This window comes from Vibrio sp. GLN_1 (assembly GCF_043106015.1).
Taxonomy (GTDB): domain Bacteria; phylum Pseudomonadota; class Gammaproteobacteria; order Enterobacterales; family Vibrionaceae; genus Vibrio; species Vibrio parahaemolyticus.
The window spans coordinates 55,954-74,884 of record NZ_JBICMD010000024.1; the positions used below are offsets into that span (position 1 = coordinate 55,954).

Annotated in this window: 19 protein-coding genes; 15 read left to right on the plus strand and 4 right to left on the minus strand. The window is 41.4% G+C overall.

Annotated features, from left to right (window positions below; translation table 11 throughout):
* Positions 1 to 85 precede the first annotated feature (85 nt).
* The 5 genes from guaA to ACF8OV_RS12095 all read left to right on the plus strand — a co-directional run bounded on the left by guaA (position 86) and on the right by ACF8OV_RS12095 (position 6,191).
* A complete protein-coding gene (guaA, locus tag ACF8OV_RS12075; protein WP_005460250.1) occupies positions 86 to 1,639 on the plus strand; it encodes a glutamine-hydrolyzing GMP synthase in 1,554 nt (517 codons plus the stop codon).
* A 307-nt stretch (positions 1,640 to 1,946) separates the two neighbouring features.
* On the plus strand, positions 1,947 to 3,152 hold the full coding sequence (locus ACF8OV_RS12080) for a site-specific integrase (RefSeq protein WP_031430517.1): 1,206 nt from the start codon (positions 1,947 to 1,949) through the stop codon (positions 3,150 to 3,152).
* A 147-nt stretch (positions 3,153 to 3,299) separates the two neighbouring features.
* Positions 3,300 to 4,271 carry an ABC-three component system protein gene (locus ACF8OV_RS12085; RefSeq protein ID WP_031430519.1) on the plus strand — a complete coding sequence of 324 codons (972 nt, stop codon included), beginning with the start codon at positions 3,300 to 3,302 and terminating at the stop codon, positions 4,269 to 4,271.
* Positions 4,258 to 4,482, plus strand: coding sequence for an ABC-three component system middle component 6 (locus tag ACF8OV_RS12090; RefSeq protein WP_000926259.1), 225 nt, complete (start codon positions 4,258 to 4,260; stop codon positions 4,480 to 4,482). Before ACF8OV_RS12085 ends, ACF8OV_RS12090 begins: the two co-directional genes overlap by 14 nt.
* Complete coding sequence (locus ACF8OV_RS12095) at positions 4,473 to 6,191, plus strand: DUF2326 domain-containing protein (protein WP_031430523.1); 1,719 nt, start codon at positions 4,473 to 4,475, stop codon at positions 6,189 to 6,191. Before ACF8OV_RS12090 ends, ACF8OV_RS12095 begins: the two co-directional genes overlap by 10 nt.
* A gap of 92 nt (positions 6,192 to 6,283) precedes the next feature.
* Here ACF8OV_RS12095 and ACF8OV_RS12100 read toward each other — a convergent pair whose 3' ends face one another.
* The gene (locus tag ACF8OV_RS12100; protein WP_031430525.1) at positions 6,284 to 7,321 is read right to left on the minus strand and encodes a hypothetical protein; all 1,038 of its coding nucleotides are present in this window, start codon (positions 7,319 to 7,321) and stop codon (positions 6,284 to 6,286) included.
* An 85-nt stretch (positions 7,322 to 7,406) separates the two neighbouring features.
* On the opposite strand from ACF8OV_RS12100, the gene ACF8OV_RS12105 reads away from it, so the two are divergent.
* The 10 genes from ACF8OV_RS12105 (at position 7,407) to ACF8OV_RS12150 (ending at position 16,331) form a co-directional block, all read left to right on the plus strand.
* Positions 7,407 to 7,634, plus strand: a complete 228-nt coding sequence (locus tag ACF8OV_RS12105) for an AlpA family transcriptional regulator (protein ID WP_001069954.1) — start codon at positions 7,407 to 7,409, stop codon at positions 7,632 to 7,634.
* A gap of 12 nt (positions 7,635 to 7,646) precedes the next feature.
* Positions 7,647 to 8,642: a replication protein RepA gene (locus ACF8OV_RS12110; RefSeq protein ID WP_031430529.1), complete on the plus strand. Its 996-nt coding sequence runs from the start codon at positions 7,647 to 7,649 to the stop codon at positions 8,640 to 8,642.
* An 816-nt stretch (positions 8,643 to 9,458) separates the two neighbouring features.
* Complete coding sequence (gene traJ / locus ACF8OV_RS12115; RefSeq protein ID WP_030000430.1) at positions 9,459 to 9,833, plus strand: conjugal transfer transcriptional regulator TraJ; 375 nt, start codon at positions 9,459 to 9,461, stop codon at positions 9,831 to 9,833.
* A complete protein-coding gene (gene traI, locus ACF8OV_RS12120; RefSeq protein ID WP_031430533.1) occupies positions 9,830 to 11,590 on the plus strand; it encodes a TraI/MobA(P) family conjugative relaxase in 1,761 nt (586 codons plus the stop codon). The genes traJ and traI overlap by 4 nt, the downstream gene beginning before the upstream one ends.
* A gap of 237 nt (positions 11,591 to 11,827) precedes the next feature.
* A complete protein-coding gene (trbJ, locus tag ACF8OV_RS12125) occupies positions 11,828 to 12,601 on the plus strand; it encodes a P-type conjugative transfer protein TrbJ (protein ID WP_004729338.1) in 774 nt (257 codons plus the stop codon).
* A 2-nt stretch (positions 12,602 to 12,603) separates the two neighbouring features.
* On the plus strand, positions 12,604 to 12,801 hold the full coding sequence (locus ACF8OV_RS12130) for a hypothetical protein (protein WP_030000427.1): 198 nt from the start codon (positions 12,604 to 12,606) through the stop codon (positions 12,799 to 12,801).
* A gap of 2 nt (positions 12,802 to 12,803) precedes the next feature.
* A complete protein-coding gene (gene trbL, locus ACF8OV_RS12135) occupies positions 12,804 to 14,096 on the plus strand; it encodes a P-type conjugative transfer protein TrbL (protein ID WP_031430538.1) in 1,293 nt (430 codons plus the stop codon).
* Between the two features lie 55 nt (positions 14,097 to 14,151).
* Positions 14,152 to 14,349 (plus strand): hypothetical protein, encoded by a 198-nt coding sequence (locus tag ACF8OV_RS12140; protein WP_031430540.1) that lies wholly within the window; start codon positions 14,152 to 14,154, stop codon positions 14,347 to 14,349.
* A gap of 20 nt (positions 14,350 to 14,369) precedes the next feature.
* On the plus strand, positions 14,370 to 14,624 hold the full coding sequence (locus tag ACF8OV_RS12145; RefSeq protein WP_031430542.1) for a hypothetical protein: 255 nt from the start codon (positions 14,370 to 14,372) through the stop codon (positions 14,622 to 14,624).
* A gap of 186 nt (positions 14,625 to 14,810) precedes the next feature.
* On the plus strand, positions 14,811 to 16,331 hold the full coding sequence (locus ACF8OV_RS12150) for a hypothetical protein (protein WP_031430544.1): 1,521 nt from the start codon (positions 14,811 to 14,813) through the stop codon (positions 16,329 to 16,331).
* Positions 16,332 to 16,455: 124 nt separating this feature from the next.
* On the opposite strand, the gene ACF8OV_RS12155 is transcribed toward ACF8OV_RS12150, so the two are convergent.
* The 3 genes from ACF8OV_RS12155 to ACF8OV_RS12165 all read right to left on the minus strand — a co-directional run bounded on the left by ACF8OV_RS12155 (position 16,456) and on the right by ACF8OV_RS12165 (position 18,443).
* Complete coding sequence (locus ACF8OV_RS12155) at positions 16,456 to 16,923, minus strand: hypothetical protein (RefSeq protein WP_031430545.1); 468 nt, start codon at positions 16,921 to 16,923, stop codon at positions 16,456 to 16,458.
* 122 nt (positions 16,924 to 17,045) lie between these two features.
* Complete coding sequence (locus ACF8OV_RS12160) at positions 17,046 to 18,029, minus strand: DUF4917 family protein (RefSeq protein ID WP_031430547.1); 984 nt, start codon at positions 18,027 to 18,029, stop codon at positions 17,046 to 17,048.
* Positions 18,030 to 18,314: 285 nt separating this feature from the next.
* Complete coding sequence (locus tag ACF8OV_RS12165) at positions 18,315 to 18,443, minus strand: hypothetical protein (RefSeq protein WP_004395831.1); 129 nt, start codon at positions 18,441 to 18,443, stop codon at positions 18,315 to 18,317.
* Positions 18,444 to 18,931: the final 488 nt, after the last annotated feature.

An 18,931-nucleotide genomic window follows, 5' to 3' on the forward strand; every position in this document is an offset into this window, starting at 1 on the left:
ACGTTTGCTTTTTCCTTGAAGCATTAAGAAGAGGCGAGTACACTCGCCTCGGTTTTAATCACTTAGCCTTAAAAGACTGCTCAAAATGACTAAAAATATCCATGACCAACGTATTCTGATCTTGGACTTCGGTTCTCAGTACACTCAATTAGTTGCGCGTCGCGTACGCGAAATCGGCGTTTACTGTGAGCTATGGAGCTGGGACGTAGAAGAAGCGGATATTCGCGAATTCAACCCAGATGGCATTATCCTTTCTGGTGGCCCAGAAAGCGTTACAGAAGAAAACTCTCCTCGCGCTCCTCAATATGTATTTGACTCAGGTGTTCCTGTACTTGGCGTATGTTACGGCATGCAAACCATGGCAGAACAGCTAGGTGGTAAAGTAGCTGGCTCAAACGAACGTGAATTTGGCTACGCACAAGTAAAAGTTTCTGGCGAATCTGCGATCTTCAAAGATCTTGAAGCGACTCAAGACGTTTGGATGAGCCACGGCGACAAAGTTGTAGAAATTCCAGCAGACTTCGTAAAAGTCGGTGAGACAGACACTTGTCCTTACGCGGCAATGGCGAACGAAGAGAAGAAATACTATGGCGTTCAGTTCCACCCAGAAGTAACGCACACGAAAGGTGGCCTACAAATGCTAGAGAACTTCGTTCTTGGCGTGTGTGGCTGTGAGCGTCTATGGACCTCTGAATCTATCATCGAAGACGCTGTTGCTCGTATTAAAGAGCAAGTGGGTGACGATGAAGTTATTCTAGGTCTTTCTGGTGGTGTAGATTCATCCGTTGTTGCTATGCTGGTTCACCGTGCAATTGGCGACAAGCTTACATGTGTATTCGTGGATAACGGCCTGCTTCGTCTAAACGAAGGTCAGCAAGTAATGGATATGTTCGGCGATAAGTTCGGCCTAAACATCATCAAAGTTGACGCAGAAGAGCGTTTCCTTGAAGCGCTGAAAGGCAAGTCTGACCCAGAAGAAAAACGTAAGACTATCGGTCACGTGTTCGTAGACGTATTCGATGAAGAATCGAAGAAGCTGAAAAACGCAAAATGGCTTGCTCAGGGTACTATCTACCCAGACGTAATCGAGTCTGCTGCATCTAAAACTGGTAAAGCGCACGTGATCAAATCACACCACAACGTGGGCGGTCTACCTGACGATATGGAAATGGGTCTAGTTGAGCCACTACGTGAATTGTTCAAAGATGAAGTTCGTAAGATTGGTCTAGAGCTAGGTCTTCCATACAACATGCTTTACCGCCATCCATTCCCAGGTCCTGGTTTAGGTGTTCGTGTTCTTGGCGAGATCAAGAAAGAGTACTGTGACTTGCTACGTCGTGCTGACGCTATCTTTATTGAAGAGCTTCACGCAGCAGACCTATACGACAAAGTATCTCAAGCGTTCACGGTATTCCTACCAGTTCGTTCTGTAGGCGTAATGGGCGACGGTCGTAAATACGATTGGGTGGTATCACTGCGTGCAGTTGAAACTATCGACTTTATGACAGCGCATTGGGCACACCTACCATACGACTTCCTAGGTAAGGTATCTAACCGTATTATCAACGAAGTTGAAGGTATTTCACGAGTTGTTTACGACATTTCTGGTAAGCCACCAGCGACAATCGAGTGGGAATAATGCTCCTTTAAGAAAGGTCTGGCATTAACAGGCACCAAATCATACTTAAGTCCGCGTAATTGCGGACTTTTTTTGCTTTTGGCTTAGTCATTTTTGGCAATGTCTGGCAACGCCAAGCACGGTTTGACCGTGGTATTTTGATGGGTATGATTCATCGGTAATGCCATGGATTACGCCCGATACCATGCTGAGTGTTTTTGATGGGACATGGTATTAAATTTACATATCTATCTGTTTTATAAATATTAATCTCTATTTTTTTAGAGGTTTTTCAGCATGGTATCAAACAAGAATAAAAGGTCGAAACATGCTGACTGATACCAAGCTACGCAATCTCAAACCCAAAGATAAACTTTACAAAGTCAATGACCGTGATGGCCTCTATGTTGCTGTCACTACCGCAGGCTCTATCTCTTTTCGCTACAACTACTCGATCAATGGCAGACAAGAAACTATTACCTTTGGTCGTTACGGAGTAGGAGGCATCACGTTAGCTGAAGCGCGTGAGCGTCTCAATGAAGCGAAGCGAATGGTTACTGATGGAAAGTCACCGGCCAAAGAGAAAGCACGTGCTAAGGCGAGAACGAAAGATGCTGAAACCTTTGGTGCCTGGGCTCAGAAATGGCTGCGTGGCTATCAGATGGCCGAATCTACCCGGGATATGCGTCGCTCAGTCTATGCACGAGAGTTAGAGGGCAAATTTGGCAATCAGAAGCTGACCGAAATCACCCATGAAGATCTGCGAGCACTGACTGATGCGATAGTAGAGCGTGGCGCGCCCGCAACGGCTGTACACACGCGTGATATTGTACTCCAGGTGTATCGGTGGGCAATTGAGAGAGGGCAGAAAGTTGAGAACCCGGCAGATTTGGTGAGGCCTGCAAGTATCGCTCGGTTTGAGCCAAGAGACCGAACATTAACACCTGCTGAGATCGGTTTGATGTACCGCTATATGGAAAAGGTAGGAACCACGCCTTCGATTCGTGCTGCGGTAAAGTTGCTTTTGCTGACTATGGTACGTAAAAGCGAGTTAACCAATGCAACTTGGAGTGAAATTAACTTTAGCGAAGCGTTGTGGACAATCCCTAAAGAAAGGATGAAACGACGTAACCCGCATCTGGTGTTTTTGTCACGCCAGGTGATGGATATTTTGATCGCCTTGAAGACATTTGCCGGTGGATCTGATTACATTCTTCCTTCCCGTTATGACTCAGATGCCCCAATGAGTAGTGCAACGATGAATCGAGTATTGGCATTGACGTATAAAGCTGCTCAGAAAGATGGTCAGTCCTTAAGTAAGTTTGGACCGCATGACCTACGTAGAACAGCGAGTACACTGCTGCATGAAGCTGGATACAACACGGATTGGATAGAAAAATGCCTGGCGCACGAACAGAAAGGGGTGAGGGCAGTTTACAACAAAGCTGAATATCGAGAGCAACGTGCATCAATGCTACAGGACTGGGCAGATATGATTGATGAGTGGACAATGAAAACATATTTATCTCATTGATTTGTATGTCACTTACTCTTTGCTAAGATGAGTTACTTTGCCGTATAAATTCAAGGTGAAAACTGTTATATTGAGTACTAAGTTTTTATAACTTAACCATTGTTTAAACGCATATGTTCTTAAAACAGACTTCGGCTAGAAAAATAAATGAATAGAACAGCATATTATAACTATATTGATGAAAAAATTCATACCTTAGCTTACAGAATCGAAACCAACGGTAAGCTAAATATGTTGCATTTGCATATGCACTCAGAAAGCTTCTACTTACATCTTTTGAATTTATTATACGGTTATGAACTTGAAAACCTCAATAAGGTTTTACAGAATGTTGAAGCTATTGACTTAATTGATCATAAAAACAAAATAATTATCCAAGTGTCTTCTACTTGCACAAAAAACAAAGTCGAGTCTGCTTTAGAAAAAGAAATAATAAAAAATTACTTAAGTTATAAATTTAAGTTTATTTCAATATCAAAAGATGCGTCAAATTTAAGGAAGAGTAAATTTAAAAATCCACATGGAATTTCTTTTTCACCATCACGAGATATTATTGATATAACATCAATATTGAATGAGATTTTACAAAAAGATATAGCTGGACAAATGTCTGTTTATAGTTTCATTAAAGGTGAGTTAGGCAATGGTGTTGATGTTGCGAAGTTAGACTCTAATCTTGCTATTATTATAAATATTCTAGCAAAAGAAAATTGGCATGGTAATGTGGGTGAGTCTACTGTCAAACAGTTTGAAATAGAAAGAAAAATATCTCATAATGAATTAGATAGCGCTAAAGATTTGATAGAAGAATATAGCCTGTTCCATGGGAGAGTTGATTCTAAATATTCTGTTTTTGATAGTCAAGGTAGTAACAAAAGTAGTTCTGTTTTGGCGACAATTAAGAGAGAGTATATTAAGTCTAAGAAAGGAGCTTCTGATTCAGATGAAATATTCTTTAATGTCATTGAAGTGCTAAAGAATAAAGTTATTGAAAGTGCTAATTACAGTGAGATTCCTATAGATGAACTTGAGTTATGTATAGATATACTAGTTGTAGATGCATTTGTTAGATGTAAAATAATGGATAACCCGGAAGGATATAGTTATGCTGCTTCCTGATAATATTCATCCAGATAATAGTGTTTATTACAACGGAGCTATTGTTCTTAAAATTCTTCAAGAATATAAGAAAGTAGAGTTATTAGAGCTTTATGAAAAAGTAAGAGAAGTAAAAACTATATCATTTCCATTGTTTATATTATGTCTAGATTGGTTATATTTGATTGATGTGGCGGTTTTAAACTCGGGTGACGTTGAATTATGTTTATAAAAAAAATTATTATAGCCACTCCATCTCATATTATTCGTGAGATACCTTTCCATAAGGGGTTAAATCTTGTTGTTGATGAGAGTGATGGTCAGGTAACTGGTAATAGTGTCGGAAAAACTACCGTATTGAAGTTGATTGATTTTTGTCTTGGAGCCAAGCCAAAAATCATATATGAAGACCCTGAGAATAAAAAAGAGATCTATTCACTAGTCAAAGGCTACCTAGTGGATAATAATGTATCAATATTTCTCTATTTATCAGAAAATTTAGACGATGAGAACTCAAGAACAGTTGTTATAGAAAGGAATTTTCTCGCTAGAAGTAAAATTATAAGAAAAATAGATGGGATTAAATATACCGAGAGCGAATTTGAAGATAAACTCACGGAAATATTTTTTCCTAGCCAAGTTGGGAAAAAACCAACATTTCGTCAAATTATATCACATAATATTCGCTATAGTGATCTCAGTGTATCTAATACATTAAAAACACTCGATAATTATACTAGTGATGCAGAATATGAAACTTTATATCTGTATTTATTAGGGTGTGATTTTTCTCAGGGAAGCTCTAAACAGAAGATTCTTCAAGATATACATCAAGAAAATGTGTTTAAAAATCGATTGGAAAAAGTACAAACAAAATCAGCGTACGAAGCTGCGCTTGCTATTGTTGAGACTGAAATTGATGAGTTAGATAGAAAAAAATCTTCATTAAACATTAACGAGAACTTTGAAAGAGATCTTAATAAACTAAACAAAGTTAGATATGAAATTAACCGCGTAAGTAATGATTTGGGTAACCTTAATTTAAGGAAAGATTTAATAGAAGAAACAAAATCAGAGTTATCTTCTACTGCTTCTTATATTGATTTATCTCAATTGGAATCAATCTATAATCAAGCTTCTAATAATTTAGGTAAATTAAATAAGACTTTCGGTGAGTTAGTAAGTTACCATAATAAAATGGTGAATGAACGAATTTCTTATATTACAAAAGAACTTCCAATAATAGAAAGTAAAATAAAGTCAAAAAATCATGAATTAAATAATTTTTTGAAAGTGGAAAAAGATTTAGCAGAACTGGTGTCGAAAAGTTCCTCCTTTGAGGATCTTGAAGTGCTAATATCGAAACTTAATGATAAGTATCGTGATAAAGGCGAGTTTGAAAGTATTATAAGTCAATTGATAGAGGTTGAAGAAAATATACAAAATTATGAGTCACAATTAAGTGATATAGATAATGAATTGTTTTCTGATGAATTTGAGGCAGTGGTTAAACAGCAGGTTAACAGATTTAATAAGCATTTTTCAGCCACGTCCCAGAATCTCTATGGTGAAAAGTACGCTTTAAAATATGATAAAATAATAAATAAAAAAGGTCAGAGATTATACAAGTTCTCTGCGTTTAATACTAATTTTAGCTCAGGAAAAAAACAGGGTGAAATTTCTTGTTTTGACATTGCTTATACTCTTTTTGCAGATGAAGAAAATATACCGTGTATGCATTTTTTATTAAATGATAAAAAAGAGCTAATGCATGATAATCAACTAGTAAAAATAGCTGATTTAGTTGATAAAAATAACGTTCAATTTGTTGCGTCAATTTTGAAAGATAAATTGCCAGATTCTCTAAATAATGAAGATTATTTTGTGGTTAAACTATCTGAGAGTGATAAATTATTTAGAATTGAGTATTTAGAAGATTAAGTTTTTAACGATTGATATAGTTACTAAGGATAAGGTTAGTCGATGATCTTATCCTAACCTTACCTTCTAAGATTCTGACAGGGTTTGGATATTCATAGTTTAAACTCATCACGTATGGTTCCCAAGGCTTTAGAAACTGCCTGGTTTGACAAAAGCTTACCCGTGATTTCACCCAGCAATATACCAATATCTTCATTAGATTTGTTCTGTTTGCGAAGAACCAGCATGCGTTTTTTATTGTCCGTTATCCGAGAATCTACCATCTTGCGCGCTAAATTGCGCAGTTCGGGTACATTAGTTGGGGCCAGTGAAGAGTTCAGCATGAAGTGATAAAAGTACTCATCAATTAATCTATCTCCGGACTTAGCGTTATGACGGTCTGGATGAGCGATTTGGCGTCGTAATCTCAAGACTTCTTTCTCAAATTGTTCTGCAGAGCGCTTGGCTTGCTTATATAGAGAGTTCCATCGGCCATGAAGCTTGGGACGATGGTTTAGACAGTAATTCGTACTCAGATCTGGTCGCTTTTTCTTTCCGTCTTTTTCATCATTGTCACGATCATTGTTTTCTCTCTCAATATATCCGTGTTTCGTCCATGTATGCATGAACTGTGAAAACTCTGTTGGGCTTCCACACAAGGCACACAGTCGTGTTTTTTTATCCGACTTTAAACTGATATCAGGCGCTAGTTTTGATCTATTAGGTTTCTTTCCTTCACAAATCATAAACAATGATTTGAGCATATCCTGAGTCGATATGAATAGTATGTCTTGCTCTGTGTGGGAGCTCTTATCAACAAAGTCGCGTAAATAAAAGTGAATTTGGTCGGCCGTATAACGAAAACCTCTCAACTTGATGAGAGCACTATAGTTACACTTTTCTCTTGAGATAGGGCAATAGGACAAATACTGGTTTGGAAGGCTACTCAAGTATTCCGATACCACGGGATCAATCACCTGTTTAATCAAGTTTATGATGCTGTGGCTTTTAGACTCTTCCGAGTATGAATGCCATTTCTCCCTAAAAATGCGAATGGCATTTGCCACAGAGTTGTCAGAATTCTCCCATACAGGAATATAAAACGGACCTAGTCGTTCTGACGCATCCATCTCAGTTTCAAATATTTTCATATCCAACTTTTTTGTCCAATGATTAGCCTAATCTACAGGCAGCTCCTGGCATTATCAACCCAAGAATGTTGAAAAGGAGAAGGTTATGAATCCATCAATGACAAACAAAACGCTGATAAATCGCAAAACCTTACTCAGCATGATCCCTTTGTCTGATCGAACCATCTATAACCTGGAACAGCGCGGTGAGTTTCCTCGTCGTATTGTTCTGACCAGCCGAAGTGTTGCTTGGGACCTGGCTGAAGTGGAGAACTGGATAGAAGAAAAGCGCAGGTCTGCGTTAAAAGCCGCAAGACCTGGTTTTATTTGGTAAGTCTGAGTTCACATGACGCTTAAAGATGTAACGGATGTTCAGGCTAGGGGAACTATTCGGCAAAAAAGTGCCTCGGGTGCCAGCGGTAAACTAGAGCTAAGCACGAAATATATAGACAACATCATAGCAATCCAGGAGTGCAGTGCTCAGGAGGCTAATGAACTCGGTTTTATTGCTCGGCTTCTGATTCAAGCAACCATACCGCACAGTAAGCCAGAATCGAATGAGTGGAGTCGGAAGAATGGTAATTTCACAATGCACATGATGGCCCCCTCATCTGTAGGTTTGCCTTACGGTTGCTATGCACGTTTGCTTCTGGTTTGGATGACCACTCAAGCAGTAAGAAACAAGTCCAGATTGGATAAGGGTTATATCGGTGAGACAGAGGCGCGTAGGCTTGAATTAGGGAATTCTCAGAGAAGCTTTATGGCCGAACTAGGGTTATCGGGAACTGGGGGGAAAGATGGTTCTATTCCGCGTTTGCGTGAGCAGATGAGCAAACTTTTTAAAACCACCATTAGCGTTATGTTTACGGAACATAATGAAGGTGATGAATATATTTCTGAGGATGAGATTGGTGCCAGAGTAGCGGATGTTTCACATATATGGTGGAGCACAAAGCATCCAGATCAAAATTCATTATGGGGCTCTTGGGTAGATCTGTCGCCAAAGTTTTTTCAACTGATAACAGATAAACCAGTTCCTCTAGATATGAGGGTATTACGGTTGATTAAGCGTTCTCCTATGGCTCTCGATATATATTGCTGGGCAACATACCGAGTCAGCTATTTAAAACGTTCAACAGTCATTCCCTGGGAAGGACTAATGGACCAAATAGGAGCCAATTACCCTAATACTCCTCAGGGACATCGAGATTTCAGAAAACGGTTTCTCGATGGGCTTAAAAAGGTTCAGTATGCATGGCCAGAGCTAGATGCTACTTCAACCGAAAAAGGATTGCTTTTGAAACCAAGTGCTCCACAAGTACCTCGACGGACAAAGCGATAGAGTGAACGGTATGAAACAGTATGTACGCACCATTCTAGATGTTATTAAGCCTGGGTATTTAGAAAGTTATCCACGCATGTTCTGTCCCGCTTTAAAGGGGGTATTTTGCGCATGTTCTGTCCCGGCTTACGCATGTTTTGTCCCGGAGTGCGCATGTTCTGTCCCGCAAAGTGCCAAAAAGTTTTTTAATAACAGGTGGTTGTAGAACTCCCTATAGTACTTTCCTGTAGGTATACCTATATAAAAATTAACCTGTAGTTAAGCAAACAAATATTGTGGATAAGATTTATAAAAATAAACTGCTTAAAACTGTCAATGAAATCATTTTTTGGGAAGTTATGTATTTTCAACTACATGAAAATAAAGTGTTTTTTATTCTTTTTTTCTTGGCGTCTAAACATTCATTGACACTTGAGGGGCAGTTAAACACGAAGGCTTTGAATTTAGCCTAGAGCGGAAAGTGTTAGGAAAGCTGTGTTTTTCTGTGTCGTGATATTGGAGTAAAGCCAACACGCATAAATCGCTGTAGACCGCTATTTTAGCGCTATTGAATCATTATAAGTGCGCTGTCATATCGCTATAAGTATCGGACTTATCGGGTAAACATGGTTTACACGGGAATAAACAGTTAAATGCAGAGAAATGCACAAGGGAATGCATAACTTTCCATGATAAAACCAAAGTTGAAATGCGGGCAGGATGTGTGAAGTAGGCACACCATGCAAGCATGGCGAAGCCTCTTCACTTTGGACTTATTCGCACCTTCGGAGCTCAACGTTAATCCTGCCCTGCGGGGCCAGAAAGAGGAGGCAAAGCATGGGGAACAGCACGAACAAGATCACTCGAAAGAATAGCCCACCGATTAAGGTTTACTGTCTGCCAGAGGAGCGTGAGTTGATCGAGTCGCTGTCTGTGCAAGCAGGTCTTAGTATTTCTACTTATCTACGTGAAGTCGGCCAAGGTTATCGCATTCAAGGTATTACCGATGTAGAACAGGTACGCGAACTGGTAAGAGTGAATGGTGACTTAGGGCGTTTGGGTGGTTTGCTTAAGTTATGGCTTAGTAATGATGCCAAGGTAGCGAATGTGGGAGTCAATACAATCTTAGCGGTGCTTAATCGTATTGAAGCGACGCAAGATCAAATGAGTTCACTTATGGAGTCTATTCTTCGCCCGAGGGCGGACCAATGATCGCCAAGCATGTACCGATGCGTTCTCAGGGGAAATCTGACTTTGCGGGCTTGGTGAATTACATCACCGATCACCAGAGCAAAGAGCATCGACTCGGTAACGTTCGTTTAAATAACTGTGAAGCGAAAACCGTGCGCGATGCGATCAGCGAAGTGTTAGCAACTCAATTCGCGAATACCCGAGCGAAGAGTGATAAAACCTATCACCTCATAGTGAGCTTCCCTAATGGTGAACAGTTAGAAGCGCATACTTTGGCCGCGATAGAAGAGCGCATTTGCCAAGGGTTGGGTTATGGCGAGCATCAGCGTGTCAGTGCTTTACACAACGATACGGACAATCAACATATCCATATCGCAATTAACAAGATTCACCCTACTCGCAACACAATCCATGAGCCGAACTACCCGCATAAGAAGCTAGCGGAAATGTGCGAGGCCATCGAGCAAGACTATGGCTTACAGCCGGATAATCATATACCGCGCAAGCGCGGGGCGGAATCTCGTGCGATGGATATGGAGCGCCATTCGGGTATTGAAAGCTTAGTGGGCTGGGTGAAGCGCGAATGCATGGACGAGATTAAATCAGCCAATAGCTGGCAGGCGTTGCACCAAGTCATGCAGGACAATGGTTTGCAGTTAAGAACCAGAGGAAATGGCCTAGTGATCGTTGCCGATGGTGAAGCGATCATCAAAGCGAGCACCTTGGGACGTGAGTTTTCTAAACCCAGACTCGAAGCGCGCCTTGGTCCCTTTGAAGCGACTGCATCGGGTTCTGTTAAGCCGAGCCGCCAATATACACACCGACCTGTTCGCTTAAAGGTGAATACCACCGAGCTATATGCCCGTTATCAAGCAGAGCAGAAACATGCCGCAGAGAGTAAAACGCAAGCCCTTGAACAGGCCCGCCGTGATAAAGATCGACAGGTTGAAAACGCCAAGAGAAAAGGGCGAGGCCGTCGTGCGGCGATTAAGTTAACTGGCAGCAATAAGCTTACTAAGAAGCTTTTGTACAAACAGGCCAGCAATGCATTGAAAAGCGAGCTTGAGCGCATTCACAAGCGTTACCAAGAGCAACGGCAAACGATATATCAAAGCAATAAACGCCAAGCCTGGGCGGATTGGTTAAAAAGCCAAGCATTGCAGGGAGATAGCGAAGCCCTCAAAGCGCTACGTAGCCGAGAAGCGGCACAAAAGCTTAAAGGCAACACGCTAAAAGGGGATGCAGTTCAGACAGAGCTCAAAGCAACGGTCGATACGATTACGAAAAAAGGCACCATTATTTATCGAGCAGGTAACAGCGCCGTGCGTGATGATGGTGAGCGTCTACAAGTGTCGACGGCTTCCAACCAAACCAGTGTTTTAGCTGCGCTAAAGGTAGCAATGGAGCGTTACGGTGATCGTATTACCGTGAATGGCTCGCCTGAGTTCAAGGCGCGAGTGATCAAGGCGGCAGTAGATGGCAACCTGTCTATAAAGTTTGCCGACCCAGGGCTAGAGCGTCGCCGTCAGGCATTAATAGCCCAGAGCAAAAAGGCCAAACGGTCAGATAAGCCTGGTGTGTTACCGATTGGCAAAGTGCCACCTTCACGCCGTGGCCGGTTGCAGAATCTATCTCAGTTAGAGGTTTTAGCTATTCAGTCAGCCCCTGTAACTGAAAAAGCGGTGGTCATGCCAGCATTAGAGCAGCGTAAAGCCAAGCTGCAAGCTGAGCAGGCAGCTAAAAAAGCGAAACGACAACATAAGAGCCGATCACGTTGATGTGATGGCATAGGAATCGACGGAAGCCCTAACCGCTTCGGTTGGTAATGACACCGATGTTTAACCCTATTTGACCGCGCGTTTAACGGTGTCGCGCTGGTCGGGCGCCGAGATAGTAAGTGGCGAGCTAGCTCTGTACAGGCCCACATTCACCGCTGGTAACGGCAGGAGTAGAGATCAAGTTTCTACAGGTTGGTGAATGCAACTTTTAGTCATAACAACTAAGAGTAATTAACCATGCTAAAACGAAAAATTTTAGCGGCTAAAATTCCCGTGCTTGCCATCTCCTTGGCGTTAAACCTTTCTAATCCTGTATATGCGGGGATTCCGGTTGCTGATGGTACGAATCTAGTTCAGAACATCATGTCGGCAATGGAAGCTGTTACACAGACTGCTAAGCAAATTCAGCAGTATCAAACCCAGTTGCAGCAGTATGAAAACATGCTGCAAAACTCGATGGCCCCGGCTTCTTATGTTTGGGACCAAGCGCAACGCACCATCAACGATTTGAATCAGGCTACCAACACACTCGCCTATTACCAAAACCAGCTTGGTAGTCTCGATGCGTACCTGGGCAAGTTCCAGGACGTGGCCTATTACCGCAGTTCGCCCTGCTTCTCGTCAGTGGGGTGCAGTGATGCTGAACGAGCCGCAATGACCGAGAACCGACGCCTTGCGTCAGAATCGCAGAAAAAGGCCAACGACGCACTGTTTAGGAGTCTGGAACAGCAGCAAGATAACTTGGAAGCCGATGCCCGCCAGCTCAATCGCCTGCAATCTGGTGCTCAGAGTGCGGACGGCCAACTGGCTGCGATTGGTTATGCTAACCAGCTCGCTAGCAACCAGGCCAACCAGCTCCTGCAAATCCGCAGCTTGCTGATCGCTCAGCAGAATGCCGTTGGCACACGAATGCAGGCGGATGCTGACCGAGAAGCGCAATATCAAGCGTCCCGTGAAAGGTTGTTCGATATGGGTGAACCAACCGACCGTTCAGAAAACAGGGGGTTTTAATTATGAAAAATATCACACGAGTTTTTATCGTTAGTGCGTTGGTCTCCTTCGTTCTGGTGGGATGCGGTGAAGATGACGGGCCCAAGCCTGCAACGATCGACTGTGACAACCCAAACCTAACGAAAGAGCAGAGGGAAGAAGGACATTGCTTTTGGGATATGGGCGAACCCACTGACCGCTCCAAGAACAAGGGATTCTAATCATGAGCAAGGTATTCATTCGACTTGTGATGACTCTGATCGTTTTACTGACTTCGCAAACAGCATCAGCGGCCATTGAGCCTAATGGTGTTTTGGATGAAGTGGCCGTGCGTTTCATGACAGCAAGTGCTACTTGGGGCACGGTAATTACAAACTATGCCGCCTGGCTGTTCTGGACGCTGGGCACTATATCCCTTGTTTGGACTGGCGGGACCTTAATTCTTAAACAAGCGGATATAAGGGAGTTCTTTGCCGAGTTCGTGCGCTTCATTTTGACGTTTGGTTTCTTTCTCTGGTTGCTCAGAAACGGCCCAGATTTTGCCACGTCAATCATCGACTCATTGAGAACGATCGGTGCTCAAGCCGGTGGCCTTTCGAGAGACCTAACTCCGTCAGAGCCTATTAGTATTGCGTTTGACATTATTGTGAAAGCTGGTGAGTCCTATAGCATCACAAGCCCGATAGATAACTTGTCTATCTTCTTAATCACGCTGGCAATTTTGGCGTGTATGGCGGTAGTGGCGGCAAATGTGTTGTTGGCTTTGGTGACGGCTTGGATATTGGTCTATGCCGGTGTTTTCGTGCTGGGGTTTGGTGGTTCGCGTTGGACTTCAGATATAGCAATCAACTACTTCAAAAGCGTATTGGGCGTTGCTTTGAAGTTGATGACAATGACGTTGCTCATTGGTATTGCCATGTCGATCATGGACGGTTTCTATGCCGATTTATCCAATGATGCCCCTATGCGTGAACTGCTGGTGATCTTTGTCGTTTCACTGGTTCTCGTGATGCTCATTCACTCGGTTCCCAATGTGGTTGCCAGCCTAGTCCCTGGAGGCGGCGCGGCGGCAGGTGCTGGCAGTATCAGTGCTGGGGCGATGGCCGGAGCGGCTGTTGCTACTGGTGGTATGGCTGCCGGTGCCGCAATGGCTACCGCCGGCGGAGCGTCTGCTATTCAGGCTGCATTTGCAAAAGCAGGCGAGAACGTAGCGAATAATACTGACGTTATGTCGAGCCTGGGCGGTGCATTTAGCGGCGGCGGCGATTCTGATGAAGCTGGCTCCTTTACCCAAGCTTCCGGTCAATCTTCTAGTGGTGGCGAATCCTCTGGCGGTTTTAAAGGTAGCGCTGTAAAAGCGGGGCGTATTGCAGCGGATACCGGTGCAAATTTGATGAAGGGAATGGGTGATATGGCCGGGGATAGAATCAGCGGCACTACAGGAGGTCGTCTAGCTAGCTCGATCCGAAACAGCACGAAAGATGACGGGGATAGCGATGACCAGGAGGGCGACTGACGACGCTTCCCCTGCATTTGACAACGATAACTTAGGCGGTGGCAGCACTGGCTGGATGAATCAAACCGGCGGCTTTGATGGATTATCCAGTGAGGACCAGGAAGAAGCCCGACAAGCACACGCAGAATGGCAAGAGCGCGATCTGGAAAAGCACACCTTCGACGTTGAGGACTATGTGTCGTATGCCCAGGAACGCCAGCAGGAGCGCAACGAAGAGGTTGCCAGTTTTGTTAAAAAAGGTCGCATGACCTAACTAGATAAGGATTACTCATTATGGAGTTTAGCTTTCCACCTCAAAACCTTGCGGAGTTATTTGGTTTCTTCGCCGTGATGTTCATTGTGATGCTTGCCTTCTATTTTTTTGGGCAGTGGTTGCACAACATCAGGCACGGGCCGAAGATGAAAGCCATTGCCGACAAAATGGAGGTATTCCAAAACAAGCTGGCCGGGCGTGCCTACAAGGACATGACGAGATCGGTCGATCAAATCGACAAAATGAGACGCTGGCCGGTTGGTCGACGCAAGTAGTTAGAAAGCACACGGGCCGGTGATGGTGCACCGGCCCGCATTTCCACATACCACCTGACCGAGAGGTGACACATGGCAACCACACATAATATCGAAGTTGAGCAAGTGATATATCAAGTAGCTGTTGAGTTCACATTTCAATTAAAGGAAACTATATTAGTTTGATCTTTATGGAAAAATAGAAAAATGGATGCATCAGGCTTACTTACGGTTATCGCAGTTCTACTTACGGGAGCTGCTCTTCTCCCAAGGAGAGTTATCCTTGATTTAGTTATTCGAATGACAATTATTGATTGGATAATAGTTTTTATCTTGTCAGTTTCTAGCCTTTATTTATTGTTTCTTGATGTCCTGATCAATAATAACATGGCTTTACCATTTAGTTGGTTATTCGGTTTTGATAAAGAAAGCTCGTTGTTATTAGTATCTATTGTGGCCATATTGTACGCAATATTAAAGATAAATGGCTCTAGAATAAGTAGAAAGAATTTTCGTAAGTTAAATTTAACAACTAGCCAATTACTAAAAGATAATAATTTCAAGGATGTTTCATTTTTCGTCGATAAATATTATTTCCAATTAAGAAGATATTGTTTATATAAATCAGTTTTCGTTCGTTTTGGAAATTTAATAGAGCCAAAATCAGAACTGATAATATTTGAATTTAGGCAGAATGAAAAATCACGGATTGAAATTAAAATTAATGAATTAAGGAGCAAGGTTTCCAATTTTTTTCCAAAAACTTATTGGCTTTCAAATGAGGTGAAAGAGTACTTTCTCTACTTATATAAATCTAGATCTTATATGCATCATTTAGCAATTGCTAATCCAGTTCTTGGTGTGAAAATTTTGACTAAAGATTTTTGTTCAGAGTCAATGTACAGACACGAGTTCTTTAAATTTTTGATTAGCAATTCGGTTAGTCCTCTTTATAGAGAGTTAGCTTTATGTCAATGCATTACTACAACAGACTGCTATGAATTAGATCCAACGAATGTACTATTAACAGAGTTGTTTTCTGATGTTTCTGTTGCCCATGATATGGAAGTTTATCAATCAATTTATGATTATGTCTCTGATTTTATTGAATTAACTGGGAAGGATAATTCCTACAATGTTCCCCACATAAATTACTACGATACCGATAAAGCATTCAGTTGCCCTATTTATATGTCGATCCATTTTTTTGACGTTATGATAAGAGCTTCAGTTGAACAAGCATATGAGCACCATTTATATCCAAATAAAATATTTCTATTTGTTAAGAATATAGTAGAACAACTTGATTACAGCCTTGTCGATGATATTGATTGTGAATTTCCAACTAGATACGACAGGTTAATTTATGAATCATTTTCTGTAACAAGTTCTTGGCTTGAAATGGTTAAAGACAGAATGAAACAAACTTTAAAGTATGATTCTTATCTTATTATTGAGTCATATGCTTTAATGCTGAATGAGGTTTTAGCTAGTGATAAGTTTAATGAAGATAAGAAAAGTTATTATTTGAGTATAGTTTTGAGAACAATGAGAGAATTTGATAAAGAAGGTTATTTTTCTCAATGTGAATATATTTCTCATATTGTCTTAGCTAGATATCAATATGGGGTCAAAGATGAAAAACTAGAGAGAATAGTGAAAGGTCTTAGACACAATATAAGTAGGGATGACTTTGAACTATCAGCTATGATTGATAAATATTTTTGATGTTAAGTATCATAATGTCTTGTGATAAAGCTCACGGGCTGGCAATGGTACACCTGCCCGCTTTTATTATATATCGTATTTTATATAGGTACTTGATTAATAAAATTTAATTCATGGTAATTTGCTATGTTTTAGGCTGCGATGCAACATTCAGTATCGCTTTAAACTCTTCTAAGCTATTTTTTGTCGTACTACCAAACAAGCGTTCATAGCCAAGAAAAAGAGCTGTGAGAACAACCGCTGAACTAAAAAGGATGTCATTCCCCAAGGCTTTTATAGAAGCAGCGAACAGGACACCAACAATAATGAGGAAAAAGTCTCGCTCTTTATGTTTGGATATATGAGTGTCTATAAGCAACTTCGCTTCAGCTATATCATCCTCCTTCAATTTATATCTAACCACTGCATGCTTTAAATGTTTCAACCACTTAGAGTTAAATTCTTTCTCGATACTTAGCAGTATTTCTAGCTCTTGATACTTAGTAGATTCTTTAGACCGAGCAAACCAACTTTTTGCTGTAAACCAACGCTCTTTGAATAACTTGTCCCGTTCCTTTGTGTAATCTCTTAGGTATTCTTCTATCCAAGACAATATTCTTCTCCCTTAATTGATAAATAACGAATGACATGAGTTTCTCTCTTGAAACATAGTCGCTCTTATTTGGTGATTTTTGGATGCTGTCAGGATTGTTTTAGATGCATCTTTATCAACGGCTACCAAATAGGTGTGGATGCGGCATCATAGAATTCTATATCTATGCGACGGTCAAGAAATCTATCTGCGTTTGCCATTACTTCTCGGTTTAAGTCCTGGTTCTCATCTCCAAAGATACTGATGAAGACTTTGTTTACTCTACTACGATTAATCTGATCGAATATATGTCTGTCGTTATGAGCTATTGAGTGACCATGAATGTAGAGAGTGCCTCTCAGTTCACCCAACGCTTGGTAGCAAGCATTTAGATATGGGTTATGTTTGATTTTCTCAAGCTTCTTTTGGTAGGTGGGTTCAGACACAAAAAGGGGAAACTCTCCTGCATCTAACCATCGTCTTACTTGGTCAACGATCGCATCCCAATCTTCTTGGTCATAAACCCGTTTATAAATACCTTGCTCAGTATTGTAGAGATGGAGGCCCCCGTGTAGAAAGTGCAAGTTTTGAGTACGTTGTTGCCATTCATCGCCATTAAAACCATCTTTCATACCACACCATCGATCTGGTCTAAAGGGAGGTAGATTCCATTTGTTTACAGCCCAATACAAAAGTAAGTCGTAATTGAGAGAAAATATATTGTTGAAACGAGTGAGGAATCTTCTAGTTAAGGTGAAACTATCATCCGCAATGGCTCCGGGGCGGTGAGGATGAGTATTAGCAATTACCTCAATAAGTGAGTCTTTTAACTGCTCTTGGTCAGCTTGAATCTGTTCAATGATATCTATGTTCACGTCATAGGTTTCGCAAACTTTTTCCGCTGATTGCAGAGCATGCATTATTTTTTCAAAATCAAAAGTATCAAAACGATCAAATATTTCTCTCAGCTCTCGGTCGCTGTCTCTAAAGTTGGCTTCATCGAACAAATTTTCATAATTGAATGTTCTATTGTTCCATGCCCGAGAAAAGCCATTAGCAAGCAGTATTGACGGCTGCTCCCTTTCTTCTAGTTGCTGAAGAGTATCTTCATAAGTCTGTAGTGGTATCGATGCATCCTTTTTGTTATGTAATTATATTTTTCAAGCAATTAACTCAACACAATGCAACCACACCAAAATAAAAAAATCATCTGTAAAGTTTTATGATAATGCTGAGCACTTAGTTAGTATGTTTCAGCAAACAGATCGTGTAGATTGATAATTTAGATGGCATTCTAGGGTATATATGTTGAACGGGCATGTAATGTTTCACATTGGCTAAGGGTGCTTGCGATTTAGAAATTTAACAACAAGAGTCAGTACCACTTACTCTGACTCGGCATTGGTGACACCTTACTTGGTCGAGGATTTACTCGGCTTTAAGCCCGGAGTGTTTCCTGGAGTTTTTTTGTTGTCACGTCGACGTTGATCTGGTTTACCAGTCGACTTGGCTATTGGTTTTGGTCCTGGTTTCAAACCCATGATTTGATCCTTTTATTTAACGAGGTTATTCCTCGTTGTATAATCTTTGGGCAGTATTGATGGCTTTCAAGATGTGTATGAAAAACAATCTAAAAATATCCCCAAGGTTTCTTGCTGGTAACTCATGTTTTGATGCGTTTTAAAATGTACTGCGACAAGTTGGAGGCACAAGATGGATAGAATTACCTCGGGTCCACGACGGCTTAGTGTTGAAGAGATACAAGAGCTTCGTCGTGATATGCAAGAATCCTCAGCTTGGGCCAAAGTAGAACTAAAACGCCGACGAGACGCAAAAAATCAAAAAAATTCTACGCATGGTATAGATGATGGTATCGAGAAAGGTTGCATTTCTAACTAGCTGTTATTCCGATGTATTTTGTGTCCGTTGATATTCGAGTGGGAGTGACGGGCACTGGCTGGCAATGTCTAGCAACGGCAGGCATTTCGGCTGAGGGTAAAAGAACTTTCCGCTAAGCGATAGACTGTAT